Source organism: Polyangium mundeleinium (genome assembly GCF_028369105.1).
GTDB classification, from domain to species: Bacteria; Myxococcota_A; Polyangia; order Polyangiales; family Polyangiaceae; genus Polyangium; species Polyangium mundeleinium.
On record NZ_JAQNDO010000001.1, the window covers coordinates 8999814 to 9015630 of the forward strand.

At 68.6% G+C, this 15817-nt stretch carries 10 protein-coding genes; 7 read left to right on the forward strand and 3 right to left on the reverse strand.

The window, feature by feature from the left end; all coding sequences use genetic code 11:
- Positions 1-58 precede the first annotated feature (58 nt).
- Positions 59-1690: a hypothetical protein gene (locus POL67_RS53830; protein ID WP_271925097.1), complete on the reverse strand. Its 1632-nt coding sequence runs from the start codon at positions 1688-1690 to the stop codon at positions 59-61.
- A gap of 71 nt (positions 1691-1761) precedes the next feature.
- Here POL67_RS53830 and tssI point away from each other — a divergent pair, with 71 nt between their 5' ends.
- From tssI to POL67_RS35690, 4 genes are all read left to right on the forward strand, one after another.
- Positions 1762-5640 carry a type VI secretion system tip protein TssI/VgrG gene (gene tssI, locus POL67_RS35675; RefSeq protein WP_271925098.1) on the forward strand — a complete coding sequence of 1293 codons (3879 nt, stop codon included), beginning with the start codon at positions 1762-1764 and terminating at the stop codon, positions 5638-5640.
- Between the two features lie 130 nt (positions 5641-5770).
- Positions 5771-6217 carry a DcrB-related protein gene (locus tag POL67_RS35680; protein WP_271925099.1) on the forward strand — a complete coding sequence of 149 codons (447 nt, stop codon included), beginning with the start codon at positions 5771-5773 and terminating at the stop codon, positions 6215-6217.
- A 10-nt stretch (positions 6218-6227) separates the two neighbouring features.
- Complete coding sequence (locus POL67_RS35685) at positions 6228-7304, forward strand: PAAR domain-containing protein (RefSeq protein WP_271925100.1); 1077 nt, start codon at positions 6228-6230, stop codon at positions 7302-7304.
- Positions 7305-7371: 67 nt separating this feature from the next.
- A complete protein-coding gene (locus POL67_RS35690; protein ID WP_271925101.1) occupies positions 7372-8166 on the forward strand; it encodes an alpha/beta hydrolase in 795 nt (264 codons plus the stop codon).
- Between the two features lie 9 nt (positions 8167-8175).
- On the opposite strand, the gene POL67_RS35695 is transcribed toward POL67_RS35690, so the two are convergent.
- Positions 8176-8508: an ATP-dependent Clp protease adaptor ClpS gene (locus POL67_RS35695; RefSeq protein WP_271925102.1), complete on the reverse strand. Its 333-nt coding sequence runs from the start codon at positions 8506-8508 to the stop codon at positions 8176-8178.
- A 72-nt stretch (positions 8509-8580) separates the two neighbouring features.
- On the opposite strand from POL67_RS35695, the gene POL67_RS35700 reads away from it, so the two are divergent.
- The 3 genes from POL67_RS35700 to POL67_RS35710 all read left to right on the forward strand — a co-directional run bounded on the left by POL67_RS35700 (position 8581) and on the right by POL67_RS35710 (position 14132).
- On the forward strand, positions 8581-9453 hold the full coding sequence (locus POL67_RS35700) for an NAD-dependent protein deacetylase (RefSeq protein ID WP_308789565.1): 873 nt from the start codon (positions 8581-8583) through the stop codon (positions 9451-9453).
- A gap of 183 nt (positions 9454-9636) precedes the next feature.
- On the forward strand, positions 9637-12981 hold the full coding sequence (locus POL67_RS53835) for a VWA domain-containing protein (protein ID WP_271925103.1): 3345 nt from the start codon (positions 9637-9639) through the stop codon (positions 12979-12981).
- A complete protein-coding gene (locus POL67_RS35710; RefSeq protein WP_271925104.1) occupies positions 12978-14132 on the forward strand; it encodes a DVUA0089 family protein in 1155 nt (384 codons plus the stop codon). The genes POL67_RS53835 and POL67_RS35710 overlap by 4 nt, the downstream gene beginning before the upstream one ends.
- 20 nt (positions 14133-14152) lie before the next feature.
- On the opposite strand, the gene POL67_RS35715 is transcribed toward POL67_RS35710, so the two are convergent.
- The gene (locus POL67_RS35715; RefSeq protein ID WP_271925105.1) at positions 14153-15754 is read right to left on the reverse strand and encodes a thioredoxin family protein; all 1602 of its coding nucleotides are present in this window, start codon (positions 15752-15754) and stop codon (positions 14153-14155) included.
- Positions 15755-15817 lie beyond the last annotated feature (63 nt).

Sequence of the window (15817 nt, forward strand, 5' to 3'; positions counted from 1 at the left end):
CGTTGAGGGCATGGGGAGACGGAGGAAAGGTGTGGAGGCGGAGCATCTACGCGGGAAGCTACCACGAACCGAAGCGGCCGTAATACGGTTCCGGCTTCGGCTTCTCCCAGCGCAAAGGCCCCCTCCACAGCTCGTTTCTCTCCGGGAGTTTGTCCTCCGACGCGTGCGGAACGCCGAGGGCCCATCCATCCGTCGTCAGGACCATCGCATAAAAGAGGGACACCTCGCCGACGACGCCGCGCTCGAGGTCGAAGACCTCGGAGCCCGAATGGGCAAATCGCTCGACCTGCTCCATGTGCACGTTGCGCTCGGAAGGACGAAGGACGGAATCGACGCCGAGGCTCCTATCACGCAGCACGAGTTTGTTCTCTGCGGACACGTACAGCGCATACCTGTCGTAGGCCGAGAGCGCGCGTGCTCCCTCGGGGAAGGGGTGGAGCACGCCGTGGTGCTCCAGGTCGACGAGCACGTCCGGCGGGTCCGCGTTGCCCTCCTCGGGGTTCACGGACCGGAGCAACACCACGCTCCCCGTCCCCACCTTTTTCGTATAAAAGCGCGGATCCTGGACGTACACGCCGAGCGGCAAATGGAAATCCTCGCCGTGGAGCTCGACCCGCGTCCGCTCCGGCTCATTGCGGAAGCGCACGGCGCCGTTCTGGCACGCCACGAGCGCGAGCTTGCGTCCGTGATCCAGGTAAACCAGATCGCCGTCACACGCCGCGGAGACGAACGGCCGCGCGATTCCCTCCGCCGACACCAGAAACAGCGCGGCCGGGCTCTTTTCCGGCGCCTCCTCCCGGACGATCCATCGATCCCCGAGCGCAGCCTCGATACGCGGCACGCGCGTCATCCGCCCCGTCGCGAGCGAGACGATCCGCGTCACCAGGGTATCGGTTTCTCCTGGATACAAGCCGTGCCCACCGCTCTTGCGACAGCGGCGACGGCCGACCGACGTCTCGGGAATGGGCCAGCCGAGGATCCCGTCGCCGTTCGTATCGGCGACGGCGGCATGCATCACGATCGAGCTACCGTCGCCCGGGAGTGCGATGCGCCAGAGCCGTCCGGGCCCGGGATCGACCTCCGTCTCCACGCCGGCCTCGAGGTCCCGCACGATCGCAATCGTGCGCTCGCCCTTCTTCGCGAGGTAGCCGAGCGTCTTGCCCGCGGCGTCGAAAACGGCGGTCCGGTGCGGTTCGTAGGGGTCGTTATTGTCGGTCACTTCGGCGCGCGGCAAGAGGGTCTCGGTTCGCGCCTCGACGTCGACGATCACGAGCTTGCCGTCGCGGATCACGGCGACGTGGGGGCCCGCATGCGCCACGTACTGGTCGATCCGCTGCCCCGCGCCCGATCCGAAAATCAGATAGGGGTCGACGTCGTCGCCGGACATCGGGCCGTTGATACCCACGCGCGCCTCGACCCGGCCATCTCCGTTGGTGTCCTCGCGCGGCTGGCAAAGGATCACCCACCGACCCGCGGGATCATGCGCCGCGAGCAGCAAAGGGTGTGCGGTGCCGACGTCCCCCTCACGGCCCGCCGGCGCCTGCAATGGGGTCTCCGGGCCTTCGGCAGGCGCCCTGACGAGCGTGATCCAGCCCTCCGGCGCGAGGCCCTCCACGCGCGTTTCGCCGCACCGCGTGCTGCACGCGGCGAGAAAGAGTGGGAGGAGCCACGGAAGTCCTGGCCTTCGCACGGGGCCATCCTACACGAAGCTTCCGTCTTCCCGCCCGCCTTGCGCTCGCGTATCGTTTTGCACGCTGTCCCATGGAAAACCTAGAGCTTCGTTTCGCAGCGAAGGACATCAACCTCTCCGTGCGGAGCTTTTCGGTCGTCGAGGAGATGTCGACGCTCTTCGACGTCTCGCTCGTCGCGCGATCGGCGGATGAGGACATCGACCTCGACGCCCTCGTCGGAAACGGCGCGGGGTTCAAGGTCGCGGGGGGCCTCGCCTGGACCGGCGTCGTGCAGTTCGCCGAGCAGATCGAAGTCGAGCCGGACGGGCTCTCGACGTACTTCCTGCGGATCGTGCCGGCGCTCTGGCGGACCTCGCAGCGCAGGAACCAGCGAATCTTCCAGCACCTCTCGATCCCCGACATCACCAAGAAGTTGCTCGCGGATTGGGAAATCGAGCCCGTGCTCGAGCTCGACGCGGGCACGTTCCCCAAGCTCGCGTACCGCGTGCAGTACGGCGAGACCGACTTCGCGTTCCTCTCGCGGCTGCTCGAAGAGGCGGGCATCAGCTATCACTTCCGGCCGCCGGATCCGGGCAGCGAGACGCCGAGCAAGCTCGTCCTCGTCACGGATCCGACCGTGCGCGAGGCCGGCGCGCCGCTGCTCTACGTGAACAACCTCGATCACGCGAAGTCTCGCGACGCGATCACGCACGTAAAGGTCTCGCACCAGGTGCGGCAGGGCCGGATGACGCTGCGGGATCACGATTTCCGCAGGCGGCCCGACTTCCAGCTCATCGCCGAGGCGAAGTCGACGTTCGATCAAGAGGATCGATACGAGAGCTACAGCTACGTCCCCGGCGCGTTCGTCGTGGATCCGGGGCGCGTCGACGAGCGCGAGGCCAAGGCGCTCGCAGCGCGCAGGCTCGACGGCGCGCGGCAAGGGCGCCGCAAGGTGCTGTTCCAGACGACCGCGCTCGGCCTCTCGCCCGGCGACGTGTTTTGCATGGAGGGGCATCCGCGCGATGATCTCGCCCAGGAGAGCCGCCTGCTGCTCGTGCAACGCACGCTCGAAGGGACGAGCGAGGGCGATTGGTCGAGCACCGGCACGGCCGTGTTCGCCGACGATCCGTACAGGCCCGTGCCCGTCACGCCGAAGCCGCGCATGGGCGGCCTGCAAAGCGCGGTCGTCGTCGGGCCTCCCGGCGAGGAGATCCACGTCGATGAGTACGGCCGCGTGCGCGTGCAATTCCACTGGGATCGCGAAGGCAAGTACACCGACGAGAGCTCGTGCTGGATCCGCGTGAGCCAGGTATGGGCCGGGCGCGGGTATGGAAACGTCGCGATCCCGCGCGTCGGGCAGGAGGTCCTCGTCGATTTCCTCGAAGGGGATCCCGACCAGCCGATCATCGTCGGCCGCGTCTTCAACGGGACTTCGCCGCACCCGTACAAGCTGCCCGATCACAAGACGAAGACGTCGTGGAAGAGCGACAGCTCGCCCGGATCCGGCGGCTTCAACGAGATCACCTTCGAGGATGCCAAGGGGCGCGAGAAGGTGTTCATGCACGCGCAAAAGGACCGCGAGGAGGTCGTCCGGGAGAAACACACGCTCCAGGTCGGCGCGGATCTCGACGTGCAGGTCGGTGAGCGCGAGACGCGCAAGGTCGGCAAGGATCAGACGCTCCACGTCGTCGGAAGCCGCACGACGCGCGTCGAGCAGAGTGATGTGCTCGTCGTCGGCGGCGAGTGCCATATCCAGGTCGGCGAGACGGGCGCGTCGCTCTCGAACGACAGGGTCGTGCTCTCGACGGGCAAGGCATCGCTGACGCTCGCGGGCGGCGACATCTTCCTCGACGCGAGCGGCAGCATCAAGGTGAGCGCCGGCGGGCTCGCGGGGCTCGCGGGGCGCGAGGTGCACATCGACGGCGCGCCGAACGTCCTGCTCAACACCGCGGGCGCGAGCTCGCCCGTGCCGATGTCCCTCGGCGCGGCCGAGATCAACCTCGCCGATCTCTCGTTCCCCGAAGCCGTGAACAACGCGGCGAAGGCGCTCCAGGCGAAGATCTTCGACGAGATCCCGGGCGGCTTCGACGAACAAGCCGTCGAGGGCGCGTTGCGGCGACTGCTCGAAGAGCCGCCCGCCTCGATCGGGGACGCGCCGGGGTATTTGATGGTGCCCGAGGCCATCAACGAGCAACTCCAGGCGGCGATCGACAAGGTGCTCGGCGTGCCGGGCGTGATCGTGGACGACATCCTCGATCGCGTGGCGCTCGAACAGAAAAAACTCCAGGAGCGCATCGATCAGATCCGCGCGCGGGCCGGCGAGATCGCGGGCGACGTGCAGGAGAAGATCCGCGGCGCGGTCGAGGATCTGCGCGCGCGGGCCGAAGCCGCGAAGCAGATGGCCATCGCGAAGTTCCAGGAGGTGAAGGCCAAGCTCGAAGCCGCGAAGGCGCAGGTGCAGGCCAAGATCCAGGAGCTGCGCGGCAAGCTCGAAGAGGCCAAGGCGCGGGCCGTGGCGATCGTCGAGGAGTTCAAGGGCAAGCTCGAAGCGGCGAAGGCGGCGGTGCTCGGCAAGGTGACCGAGGTGAAGGAGAAGTTCGCCGAGGCCAAGGCGCGGGTGACGGCCAAGATCGACGAGATCAAGGGCCGCATCGAGGCCGTGAAAGAGCAGGCCAAGGCCAAGATCGAGGAGATCAAGGGCCGCATCAACGACATCAAGGAGCAGGCCAAGGCCAAGGTGCAGGAGATCAAGGAGCGCGTGATCGCGCTCAAGGATCAGGCCGTCGAGCGCTTCCAGGAGATGAAGAAGCAGGCGGGCGAGATCCTCGAGATGGCCAAGACGCAGGTCGAAGCCGCGAAGGCCCGCGTGCAGGAGCTCAAGGCGCGGATCGAAGGCGCCAAGGAAGAGGTCAAGCAGAAGGTCCAGGAGTGGAAGGGCAAGGTCGAGGAGTGGAAGGCCCAGGCGAAGGCCAAGGTCGAGGAGGTCAAGGCGCAAGCCAAGGCCGTCGTCGACGAGGTGAAGGGCCAGATCGAGAGCGCGAAGGAGACGGTCAAGCAAACCATCGCGGACGCGAAGGAGATGGTCGCCGACGTGAAGGCCATCCCGAAGGAGTTCGTCGCCGAGACGAAGGCCGCGTGGAACGAGATCAAGACCGACGCGAAGGAGACCTGGAACCAGACCAAGGCCGAGGCGAAAGAGACCTGGGAAGAGGCCAAGGAGACCTGGAAGCAGACCAAGGCCGAGGCGAAGGAGACCTGGAACCAGACGAAGGAAGGCGCCAAGCAGACGGTCGAGGACGCCAAGGAAGCCTGGAAGCAGACCAAGACCGAGGCGAAAGAGACCTGGAACCAGACGAAGGACGAGTTCAAGCAGGCGGGGCAGGACGCGAAGGACGCCTGGAAGGACATCAAGGGCGACGCGAAGGACGCCTGGGGCGACATCAAGAACGAGGCCGAGGACTTCTGGGGGGACCTCAAGGGTCAGGGCAAAGACGCGGCCGAGGGGACGAAGGACACGCTCGGCGCGGCCCAGGAGCAAGGCCAGGGCGCACTCGGTGACGTGAAGGGCGCGTTGCAAAACGCGTTCGGCGGGAACGGCTCGAATGCGCTTTCAGGCCCGCAGGTGAGCCTCGGCCAGGGCGCGACGCCGGACGGCGGATCGCTCGGGCAGATCCTCTCGCGCGCCGGCGGGTTCACGGGCGACGACGTCGCGTCCGCGGTCAACGGCGGCTCGAAGGGCGCCACGATCCTGCAGAGCCCCGGCGAGGGGCAGCTCTTCGTGATGAAGACGCAGGGCGCGATGCCGGTCTCGGGCGCCGAGCTGGAGGCGAACCTCGTCGAGGCGCAGATGAACGGGTTTTCGTCGAGCGACGCGTTCGTCCACACCCTCACGAAGAAGGGATACGTGGTGTACGAGCGGCCCTGGGGCGAGCTCGCCGAGGCGTTCGTGAAGCGCGCTGCGGTCATTTAGAGCATCGATCGTTCGATGCTCGGAAGATCGCGAAGCGATCTTCCCTCGGGGGGTGAATCGTCCGGGCTTTGCCCGGACGAGAGGGGGACGCGAGGCGGCCCCCTCGGGACTAGGAGAGAAGAGAGAGCGAATGTCGCGATACGAGAGCCGAGACGTCTCCTTCGACGTACCCCGCCACTGGGAAGACCGGACGATGGTGGCGTTCGCCGCCACGCCGCGGCCCGGACAATCCACGGCGCCAAACGTGGTCATGACCCGCGACGTGCTCTCCCCCGAGGAGACACTCGTGTCCTACGCGGACAAACAGCTCGCCGAGCTGGGCAAGCGCCTCGAAGGGTTCGAGCTCGTGGATCGGAAGGAGCGGACGCTCGGCGGTCAGCCGGGGATCGAGCTGCATTTCACGTGGCGTGCGCAAGCGGGCGAGCTCGAGCAGCGGCTCGCGATGGCGCTCGGGCGGCGGCGCACGGTCTTTTGCTTCAATGCGACCGCGGCCAAGGTCGACGCGGATCAGATGAACCCGCTCTTCGATCGGATCCTGTCCACGGTGCGTTTCCCCCGTCCGGGGGAGGAGGCGTGAGGAGGACACAATGACCACGGGTCATCTCGCGGCGAAGGTCGGTTCGAGGCTCGCGCACGCGGCCATGCCGCTCGTGACGCCGAGCCAGGCGATGGTCGCGGCGACGCTCGGCAGCGAGGTCGTGGGGCCGGCGGGGCTCGGCGGCGCGGGCGCGGCGAGCCTCGGCGCGGGCATCGGCGCGGCGCCGGCTGGGACGATGATCTCGATCGTGGACATGGTCCCCATCCTCACGACAGGCGTCGTGGCGACGGGCGCGGCGGACGTGATGCTCGGGCCGGGCCAGATGGCCGTGCTCGCCCCTTCCCTGCCCCAGCCGTGCGGGCCCCACGTGGCGCAGCCCATCGTCGCGGGGAGCCCGAGCGTGCTCGTGCGCGGGATGCAGCTCGTGCGGGTCGGCGACAAGACGAGCTGCGGCGCGACGGTCTGCGACGGGGTGAAGAGCGTCGTCGTGGGCGGCGCGGCCGCGGCGCCGAAGCCGGTGTCGCTGAACGATCTCGCGGGGTCGCTCGGCGCCGTCGTGCTCGGCGCGGTGCTGACGAAGACGGGCGCGGTGGAGCGGATGAACGAGCTCGGCGCGGCGCTCGTGGAGGGCGCGGAGAAGGTCTCGGCGGCGGCCGACAAGGTCACGGGCGCGGTCGGCAAGACGCTCGACAAGGCGCAGGCCAAGGCCGACAAGGCGCTCGACAAGGCGCAGGGCAAGGCGAACGCGGCGCTCGACAAGGTCGACACGAAGGTGAACGCGGCGCTCGACAAGGTCACGGGCGCGGTCGGCAAGACGCTCGACAAGGCGGAAGCGAAGTACGAAAAGGCGCTCGATAAGGCGACGGGCGCCGTGACGGGCACGATCGACAAGGCCACGGGCGCCGTGACGGGCACGATCGACAAGGTCACGGGCGCGGTCGACAAGACGCTCGGAAAAACCCTCGGCGCCGCGGAGAAGGCCGCCGACAAGGCAGGCGCCGCGGTGGACAAGGTCGCGGGCGCGGCGGGTGCGGCGCTCGGCAAGGTCGGGGATCTCGTGGGCTCCGTGGGCGGTGCGCTCGAATCGATCCTCGGCGGCGCGCTCCTCTTCGGCGGCGGAAAATAGGCGCGCCTGCGTGGCCGAGGGGACCGATGTCGCTCGGAAAGGCCCCAAACCCCGCCGGGTGCGTCGCGTGCTGAGCATCGTCCTCGGGACGCTCGTCGCGCTCTACCTCCTGCTCTGCTGGCTGCTCTACGCGGCCCAGCGCCGCATCGTCTTTCCCGCGCCCACGGTGGGCCGCACGCCCGCCGGAACCTTTGAGCTCCTGCGGATCGACGGCGGCACGCCCATGCTCTTCCGGCCGCCGCCGGCGCGTGGCCCCGTGGTCGTGTATTTCCACGGAAACGGCGAGCAGATCGCCGATAGCGCGTGGCTCGTGGATCTTTTCGCGCGCGCGGGCGCGGGGTTCGCGGCGATCGAGTATCCCGGCTACGGGCTCGCGCGGGGCCTCGGCGAGCCGAGCGAAAAAGCGCTCTTCGACGCGGCCGAGCGCGGGATCGGGCACCTCGTCGAGCATCGGGGGATCCCGCGGGGCGACCTCGTGCTCGCGGGACAATCGCTCGGCACGGGCGTGGCGATGGAGATGGCCGCGCGGGGCCATGGCGCGCGGGTCCTCTTGCTCTGCCCGTTCACGTCCTTGCCCGACGTGGGCGCGCGAATCTTCCCGTTTTTGCCGGTGCGGCTCCTCCTGCAGGATCGATTCGACTCGGCCGCGCGGGCCGCGGGCGTGAATGTGCCCGTCCTCGTCGTGCACGGCACCGACGACGAGCTCATCCCCGTGGAGCTCGGCAAGAAGCTCGTGGCGCGCCTGCCGCGCGGGCGATTCATGGCCGTCGCAGGCGCGCACCACAACGATCTTTGGCACTTCGACGAGGTCGAGGAAGAGGTCGTCCCGTTCGTGCTCGGAAAACGCGACGACGCGCCCTGAGCGGGCCCTTCAATCGTCGTCCGGCTCGACCGTGAGCCGGAGCGGCATCCCGTACTCGCGCGCGTGCTCCTGGACGAGCTTCGCCTTCGTCTCGGCCACGTCCTTCGTGTAGACGCCGGCCACGCCGCGGCCCGTGGCGTGCACGACGAGCATGAAGCTCAGCGCGGAGGTCTCATCCATGTGGAAGAAGCGGACGAGCACGTCGACCACGAACCATTTCGTCGTGTAGTTGTCGTTGTGGAAGACGACCTGCCAGCGCTTCGCCTTCTCGACCTTGCGCTTTTGCTCCACGGCGAGATCGGAGTCCGTGTCGTCTCGCCTTCGCTTCGGATCGTTCGCCATGGCCGAGCGGGGATCTTATCCGCGCGCTCGCCCTCCACAAGCCTCGCTTCGGCGCGTGCGCTACGCTCGGGCGTGACCTCGTCGTCGTCGCTCTCCGCCTCTTCCAGCTCCGAAGCGGAAGACCTCGCCCCCGCCTCGCGCCTCGCGCGGCTGCTCGACGGCCGGCGTATCGTCGCGCTCGCCGGCGCGGGCATGAGCACGGAGTCGGGCATCCCCGATTATCGGGGCCCCGAGACGGCGCGCCGCGCCCGCAATCCGATGCAAGCGCGCCAGTTCTTGCACGAGCCCGCGTCGCGGGCGCGGTACTGGGCGCGCAGCATGAACGGCTGGCCCCGGATCGCCGCGGCCCGGCCGAACCCGGCACACGAAGCGCTCGCCGCGCTCGAACGCGCCGGTCGGCTCGCGGGCACGATCACGCAGAACGTCGACGGGCTGCACCAGGCCGCGGGCAACGAGCGCGTGGTCGAGCTGCACGGCGCGCTCGCCCGCGTCCGTTGCCTCGGCTGCGGCGTGATCGAGCCGCGCGCTGCTTTGCAGGAGCGTCTCATCGCGGAAAACCCTTCGTATTACAGGTGGGGCACGGCCCTCGCGCCCGACGGCGACGCCGACCTCGACCATGACGCGTTCGCCGATTTCCACGTCCCCGTTTGTCTCGGCTGCGGCGGCACGCTCAAACCCGACGTCGTTTTTTTCGGCGAGAACGTGCCGGCGCGCGTCACCGAGGCCGCCTGGGCGCTCTTCGACGAGGCCGAGGCGCTGCTCGTCGTGGGCTCGTCGCTCACGGTGTTCTCGGGGTATCGGTTCGTGCGTCGGGCGAGCGAGCGCGGCGTGCCCGTGGCCATTGTGAACCTCGGCCCGACGCGCGGCGACGAACACGCGGCTTTGTGCGTCGATGCGCGCCTCGGCGAGCTTTTGCCGCGGCTCGTGGCGACGCTCGGCGCGTGAGGCCCCGCGCGCTGGGGCGCCCTGGTAACGTCAGAAACCAGACCGATAAGTCCAGTGACCAAAACGCCTTGATCTCAGACTGCCTTCATGCATCATGGAAGGTTGGACTGGAGGCGCTCACTCATGGCTTATGGTTCCGGACCGACGAGAACCTCATCATCCCGGGGGCTTCTCCCCCTCTTCGTGGTGCCTTTTCTTTTCCTGCTCGTCGCCTGCAGTCAGGGGATTGACGATCTGCCGCCGCGGGGGTCGGAGCCTTCGGGGGGCGGCGAGAATGGCGCGGGGGGCACGGGAGAGGGCGGCAGCGGCCAGGGCGGGGACGGCGGGGGATCGGGCGGCGCGCCTGCCGTCTGTCAGGAGGGACAGAAGAAGACCTGCACCGTGCAGCTCGGCGAGCACAATGGTGTGAAGTCGTGCTTCAAGGGCGTCCACGTCTGCCAGAATGGCGCGTGGAGCCCGTGCCAGGAGGACAAGGCTCCCTTCGCCCCGGGCGGCGCTTCTAGCGAAAAACCCGCTCCTCCGGGCAGCAACAACGTCCTCGCCAATTGCGCGAACAATCCCTGTGATCCTTCGTGCCAGGTCTTCGACGAGGACCCGCCCGGCGGCCTCAAGCCGTTCGCGCAGACGCCCATCTTCACGTGGCAGACCGGGGATATCGGCAATTATCCGGCGGACCTCGCCGCGCAGGGCGTGGCCCAGCCTTGTGCCCAGGGCGTGGACTGCCAGTTCAATCAATACTGCTCGGCGCCGGTGTTCGGCACGTGCAATCACAACAAATGCGCCGTCGGCGCTCCGCTCGGGGTTGGCTGCGATCCCTGCGTGGACGACATCTGCGCCATCGACCCGACCTGCTGCGAGACGACGTACGGCGGTACATGCGCGCACGATTATTGCGAAGTCGGCGCGAAGCTCACGGACGGCTGCGATCCGTGCGTCAGCTCGATCTGCGACGTCGATCCGAGGTGCTGCGGCCTGCCGGCGTGGGGCTCCTGCAGCCACGACTATTGCAAGACGGGGACCTCGCTCACGACGGCGTGTGATCCGTGCGCGTCGACCGTCTGCGCCGACGATCCGAAGTGCTGCAACCTGGGCACGACCGGCACGTGCGCGCACGGGTATTGCTCGACGGGCAATCCGCTCGTCCCGGGCTGCCATTCGTGCGTGGCGCAGATCTGCGCCGCCGAGCCGAAGTGTTGCGACTTCACGCCCGGCACGGTCGCCTGCGCGCACGACTACTGCTCCACGGGCACCAAGCTCAACACGGCCTGCGATCCTTGTGTCGCCGCGGTGTGCGCCGTGCAGCCGAGCTGCTGCACCGGAAGCGGCAACGCGTGGAGCTCGACCTGCGTGAACCTCGTCGCGTCGGTCTGCCAGCAGAACGACAGGTGTCCTTCGCCGAAATGGACGTCGTCCTGCGTGGACAAGGTCGCGACCGTCTGCGGAAACTCGTGCACCGCGGGCTGGACGCAGCGGTGTGTCGACAAGGTCCCCGCCTTGTGCGGCAAAACCTGCGATCCGTCGACCTGGACCGCGTCCTGCGTGGACAAGGTCGGCAGCGTGTGCGGCAAATCGTGCGGACCGTTCGAGTGGGACTCCGCCTGCGTGGGCATGGTCGACACCGTCTGCGGCGCGAAGTGCTACCAGGATCCGCCTTGCTCCCACAACAAGTGCGATTCGGGCGAGAAGCTCGCTCCGGCGTGTGACTCGTGCGTCGCCACGATCTGCCAGGAGCTGCCCGATTGCTGCAACGTTGCCTGGACGAACCTCTGCGTCGACCGCGTGAAGACGCTGTGCGGCCAGGGTTGCCCGGTCAAGGGCGACTGCGTGCCCTGGTTGCCTGGCCAAACGGATCCGGACTGCGCCGGCTACGACCTTTCGATCGGCGTCCCCTGCAGCGGATCGGTGCCGGTGTGCAACCACGGAAACGCCACGGTCCCCGCGGGCGTGAAGCTCATCCATTACGCTGCGGGCTCCGGCCAGTTCGGTAAGTGCAGCCCGAACCAGGCGCTTGCCGGCGTCCAGAGCTGCTCCACACCGAGCCCCATTCCCCCCGGCAAGTGCATCAACGTGCCGGCGGCGAGCTGCGGCCTCAGCGCCGCGAAGCGCGAGATCATGGTGAACCCGCCGAGCTACGGCGGCTACACGCAGCTCGACGAATGCCAGTGCCTCGACAACTGGGCGTCGTTCGCGCCGAACGTCGCCTGCGGCTCGCCGAGCTGCTCGAATACGACGACCGCGACGGTCAAGCGCGTGAACATGTTCATCGCCCTCGACCGCTCCGGCTCGATGACCACGAACATCGGCGGCGGCGAGACGCGCTGGTCGGCGACCGTGAAGGCACTGAAGAAGTTCGTCCAGGATCCCGGCTCGGCGGGCCTCGGCGTCGCGCTCCGGTTCTGGCCCGACAACGCGCCGGTCTCGGGCTGCAACGACACCACGTGCAGCGCCACGGCCTGCCGCTCGCCGCTCGTCGACGTCGGCGTCCTGACGCTCCAATCCGCGCCGACGGACGCCCAGGAGAAGAAGCTCGTCGACGCGCTGGACGCGAAATCGCCGAACGGCAACACGCCCATGTACCCCGCGCTCTCGGGCGCGACGCAATGGGCCATCAATTACAAGAACGCGAACCCCAACGAGGACGCCATCGTGGTCTTCGCGACCGATGGGGATCCGGTCGGCTGCAACGAAAGCGAGACGGACATCTCCGACCTCGCGGGCACGGCGTTCTCGACCAAGGGCATCAAGACGTACGCGATCGGCATCCAGGGCGCGAACCAGAACTTCATGAACCAGATCGCGTCGAAGGGCGGCACGAAAAAAGGCTTTTTCGTCGCGTCCGGCGGGAACGTCGAAAACGAGCTGCTCTCGGCGCTGATCCAGATCAAGGGCGACACCCTCTCGTGTGACTTCGTCGTGCCGAACGGCGGCGTCTACGATCCGAGCGCCGCGAAGGTCACGTTCACGCCCACCTCCGGCGCGCCGGTCGTCCTCGCCAACCTGGCCTCCGCGGCGGGCTGCGGGGCGGGCTGGTATTACGACGACCCGGCGAACCCGGCCCAGCTCAAGCTCTGCCCCTCGACCTGCCAGACGGTCCTCAACGACGCGGGCGCCAAGCTCTCCGTCGATCTCGGCTGCCCCGGCGGCTACGATCCCGCGACGTTCACGTACAAGTACGAGGCGGTTTGTCCGCAGGGCACCACGGTGCAATGGGGCTTCCTCGCGTACGACACGCTCACGGCCGCCGATACGAACGTGGTGTTCAAGGCGCGCACGGCGACCACACAAGCGGGCCTCGCCGCCGCGACGTACAAGAACCTCGCGACCGCGCAGGCCTCGCCCAACACGCAGGTCTGCCTGATGAGCGGCCCGGCGCCGTGCCCGCTCTCCTTCTTCGACAAACTGGGCGCGGGCGACGCCCGGCAGAGCCACCTCGAGCTCTCGATCACCTTGAATCCCGCGTCGAACAAGAGCGCGGCGGCCATCGTGAAGAGCTGGGATCTCAGCTACTCCTGCCCGGACTCCGAATGAAACGATCGATCCTCGTCTTGGGTCTCCTCGGGACAGCCCTCGTCGCGTGCGGCGAGGGCGCGGGGCTCCCGCCGCGGAGCAATGGATCTTCGAGCAGCACGTCCTCCAGCGCAGGGCCCGGGGGCGCGGGTGGACAAGGCGGAGAGGGCGGCGTCGGGGGTGTCGGCGGGCAAGGTGGAGCCGGTGGGCAAGGCGGCGCCGGCGGCAAGCCCGTGCCCGTCTGCGGCGATGACGCGCTCGATTCCGGCGAGGAGTGCGACGACGGGAACAACGAGGCCGGGGATGGTTGCTCGCCGGAATGCACCGTGGAGCTCGGCGAGAGCGAGCCCAACGACACCCCGGGCCAGGCGAGCCCCTACAAGGACCCCTTCCCGGCCCAAATCGCACCCGAAGGGGATGTCGATTTCGTCTCCTTCACCGTCGCGGCCGCGAACACGAGCGTGATCGCGCGGATCCTCGACGTCGGCGACGGCGGCTGCGCCACGGGCGTGATCGACACGATCCTCGAGGTCCGCGGGGCGGACGGGACGACCGTCCTCGCGAGCGACGACGACGCCGGGGAGGGAGCTTGCTCCCGCGCCGTCCTGCCGAGCCTCGCGCCCGGGTCTTATTTCGCGCGCGTCGTGGCCTCGGGCGCCGCGCCGAGCCCCACGTTCTTGTATCGATTGCGCATCGACCAGGTCGCCGACGTCTGCGGCGACGGGCAGAAGACGCCCGCCGAGGCCTGCGACGACGGCAATACGGATGCGGGCGACGGGTGCAGCCCGACCTGCTCGATCGAAATCACGGAGACCGAGCCGAACGACACCCCCGCGACGGCCAACGCCTTCGCGGCGCCGTGGAACGGGGTGCTCACGCCGCTCGGGGACGTCGACGTGGTGTCCGTGGTCCTCTCCGGCCCCGCTTCGAGCCTGACGGCGACCACGACCGATCAAGGCACGAATGCCTGCGCGGCGAAGACGCTCGACACGATCGTCGACATCCTCGCGCCCGATGGCACGACCGTGCTCGCCACGGGCGACGACATCGTCGGCAACTGCGGGGCCGCGCTCGCGCAGAACCTCGCCGCAGGCACGTACTTCGTACGCATGCGCGGCGGCTCCCTCGCCGGAGACCCGAGCCCGTACGGCATTCAGATCGTCATCCAGTGAGTTTTTTTTCCGCGCGCACCTCAGCGCGGCAGGCAGCTCCGGCAGCGATCGGCGGCATCCGCGGGGAGCGACGAGCACCGATCACGGAGACGCGACACGAGCTTCACGTAATCAGGATCGTCCTTCAGGACGGCGAGCGCGGATGTGACTTGCTCGGCGCGCGTCCGGTTTCTCCCCTGGAACCCGTCCGGGAGCGAGAAGGCGAGCTCGTAGAACGCCTCGGCCTGGGCCACGAGGTAGGCGCGCGGCGGCGGGCCTTCGAGCTCTGCGTGGAAGAGGATGTCGTTCGTGATCCACTGGAGCCGCGTCGCGCGCCCGCCCGCGCCCTCGCGGGCCTTCTGCGAATAGACCCGCGCCTCCTCGATGCGCCCGAGCTCCTTCTCGAGCGCCGAGATCATCGAGTACCAGTAATGCGGCGTGTCCGAGCGCTCGGCCTCCGCCTTCAGCATCTTTCGCGCTTCGTCGTGCGCGCCCACGCGCCGCAGGAGATACGACGCCGTCGAGACGACCGAATACCGTTCGTCGGACGTCTTTGCCTCGTGATCGGCGTGTAGAGCAGCAGCGAGCACGTCGGCCCGGAGCGGCTCGGGCACGGGGCCGCTCGGGTTTTCGTGCCGGAAGAAATCGATCGAGGGCGCCACGGCCGCGAGCCGCACGTCGACGGAGGCGCCCTCGCGGGACCGGAGCGACGCCGCGGCCGCGAGCCATTTTGCTTTCCACGCGAGATAGGCCGCGTCCTTGGGATCGGCGGCGAGCCAGGCCGCGAGCGCTTCGGCGCGGTGATTGACGAGCGCGCGCGCGGCCCACGTGGTCTCGGCGTTCGAGAAAATGAGATCGAGGTACGAAACGGCGCTCGCCCGGGCGGCGCCTGTCGCCTCGGCGAGCGTCGGGTCGTGTCGGTACGACGCGGCGAGCCCGAGGAGCGTGCCTGCGAGCAGGGCGCGCTCGCGGTTCATGGTGGAGGGACAAACCTCGATCGCCGTGCGCAACGCCGCGAGGATCCGCGTCCGGCTCCACGTCTCCGCGGGCAGGAGCTCCCACGCTGCGTGGGCGAGCGTGCTGCAGTCCTCCGCGCTCGGCTTGCCTTCGTCGAGGCGCGCGGCCGCCGCCCGGAAGCTCTGCGCCTTGCCGCGCACTGCGCCGAGCGCGCGATCGAGCTCGGCGAGGTCGACGCTCCCGTTCAAGCGCAAGAGCTCCTCGCGCTCGGGGCCGAGGACCAGGATCGTCGGATACGCGGACACGGAGAGCGCCTCGGCCGCGTGTTGCGCGTCCTCCGTGTCGCCGTCGAGGTGGACGGGCACGAAATCACGCATCATCTCGGCGAAACGGGGCTTCGAGAACACCTCCGATTTCAGATCGTTGCACGGCGGGCACCAGGCCGCACCCCAGTACAGGAACACGAGCTTGCCCTCGGCGCGCGCCCGGACGAACGCGCGGTCGGGGGTGAGATCGGTCCAGGGGCCCGGAAGAGAAAGAGAATGCGGCGCCGGGGCCGTCGTCGCGGACGCCGTCGTCGTGGCCGCGGGACGCTCTTCCGGCGCAGGCGCGCGCTTGCTGCACGCGGACGCGAGCGCGAGCGCGACGAACAAAGAACCTCGAAGCGCAGCGCGGCCGTCTCGCATGACGTTCGTCCGATCCCGAGCGTATCGCGGGCCGGAAAGGGCGTCCACGCGTCCGGCCCGTGA

Coding starts and splice junctions, on each gene's coding strand:
- POL67_RS35710 (WP_271925104.1), top strand. CDS start 12,978: ATGAAACGATCGATCCTCGTCTTGGGTCTCCTCGGGACAGCCCTCGTC.
- POL67_RS35685 (WP_271925100.1), top strand. CDS start 6,228: ATGACCACGGGTCATCTCGCGGCGAAGGTCGGTTCGAGGCTCGCGCAC.
- tssI (WP_271925098.1), top strand. CDS start 1,762: ATGGAAAACCTAGAGCTTCGTTTCGCAGCGAAGGACATCAACCTCTCC.
- POL67_RS35695 (WP_271925102.1), bottom strand. CDS start 8,508: ATGGCGAACGATCCGAAGCGAAGGCGAGACGACACGGACTCCGATCTC.
- POL67_RS35715 (WP_271925105.1), bottom strand. CDS start 15,754: ATGCGAGACGGCCGCGCTGCGCTTCGAGGTTCTTTGTTCGTCGCGCTC.
- POL67_RS35680 (WP_271925099.1), top strand. CDS start 5,771: ATGTCGCGATACGAGAGCCGAGACGTCTCCTTCGACGTACCCCGCCAC.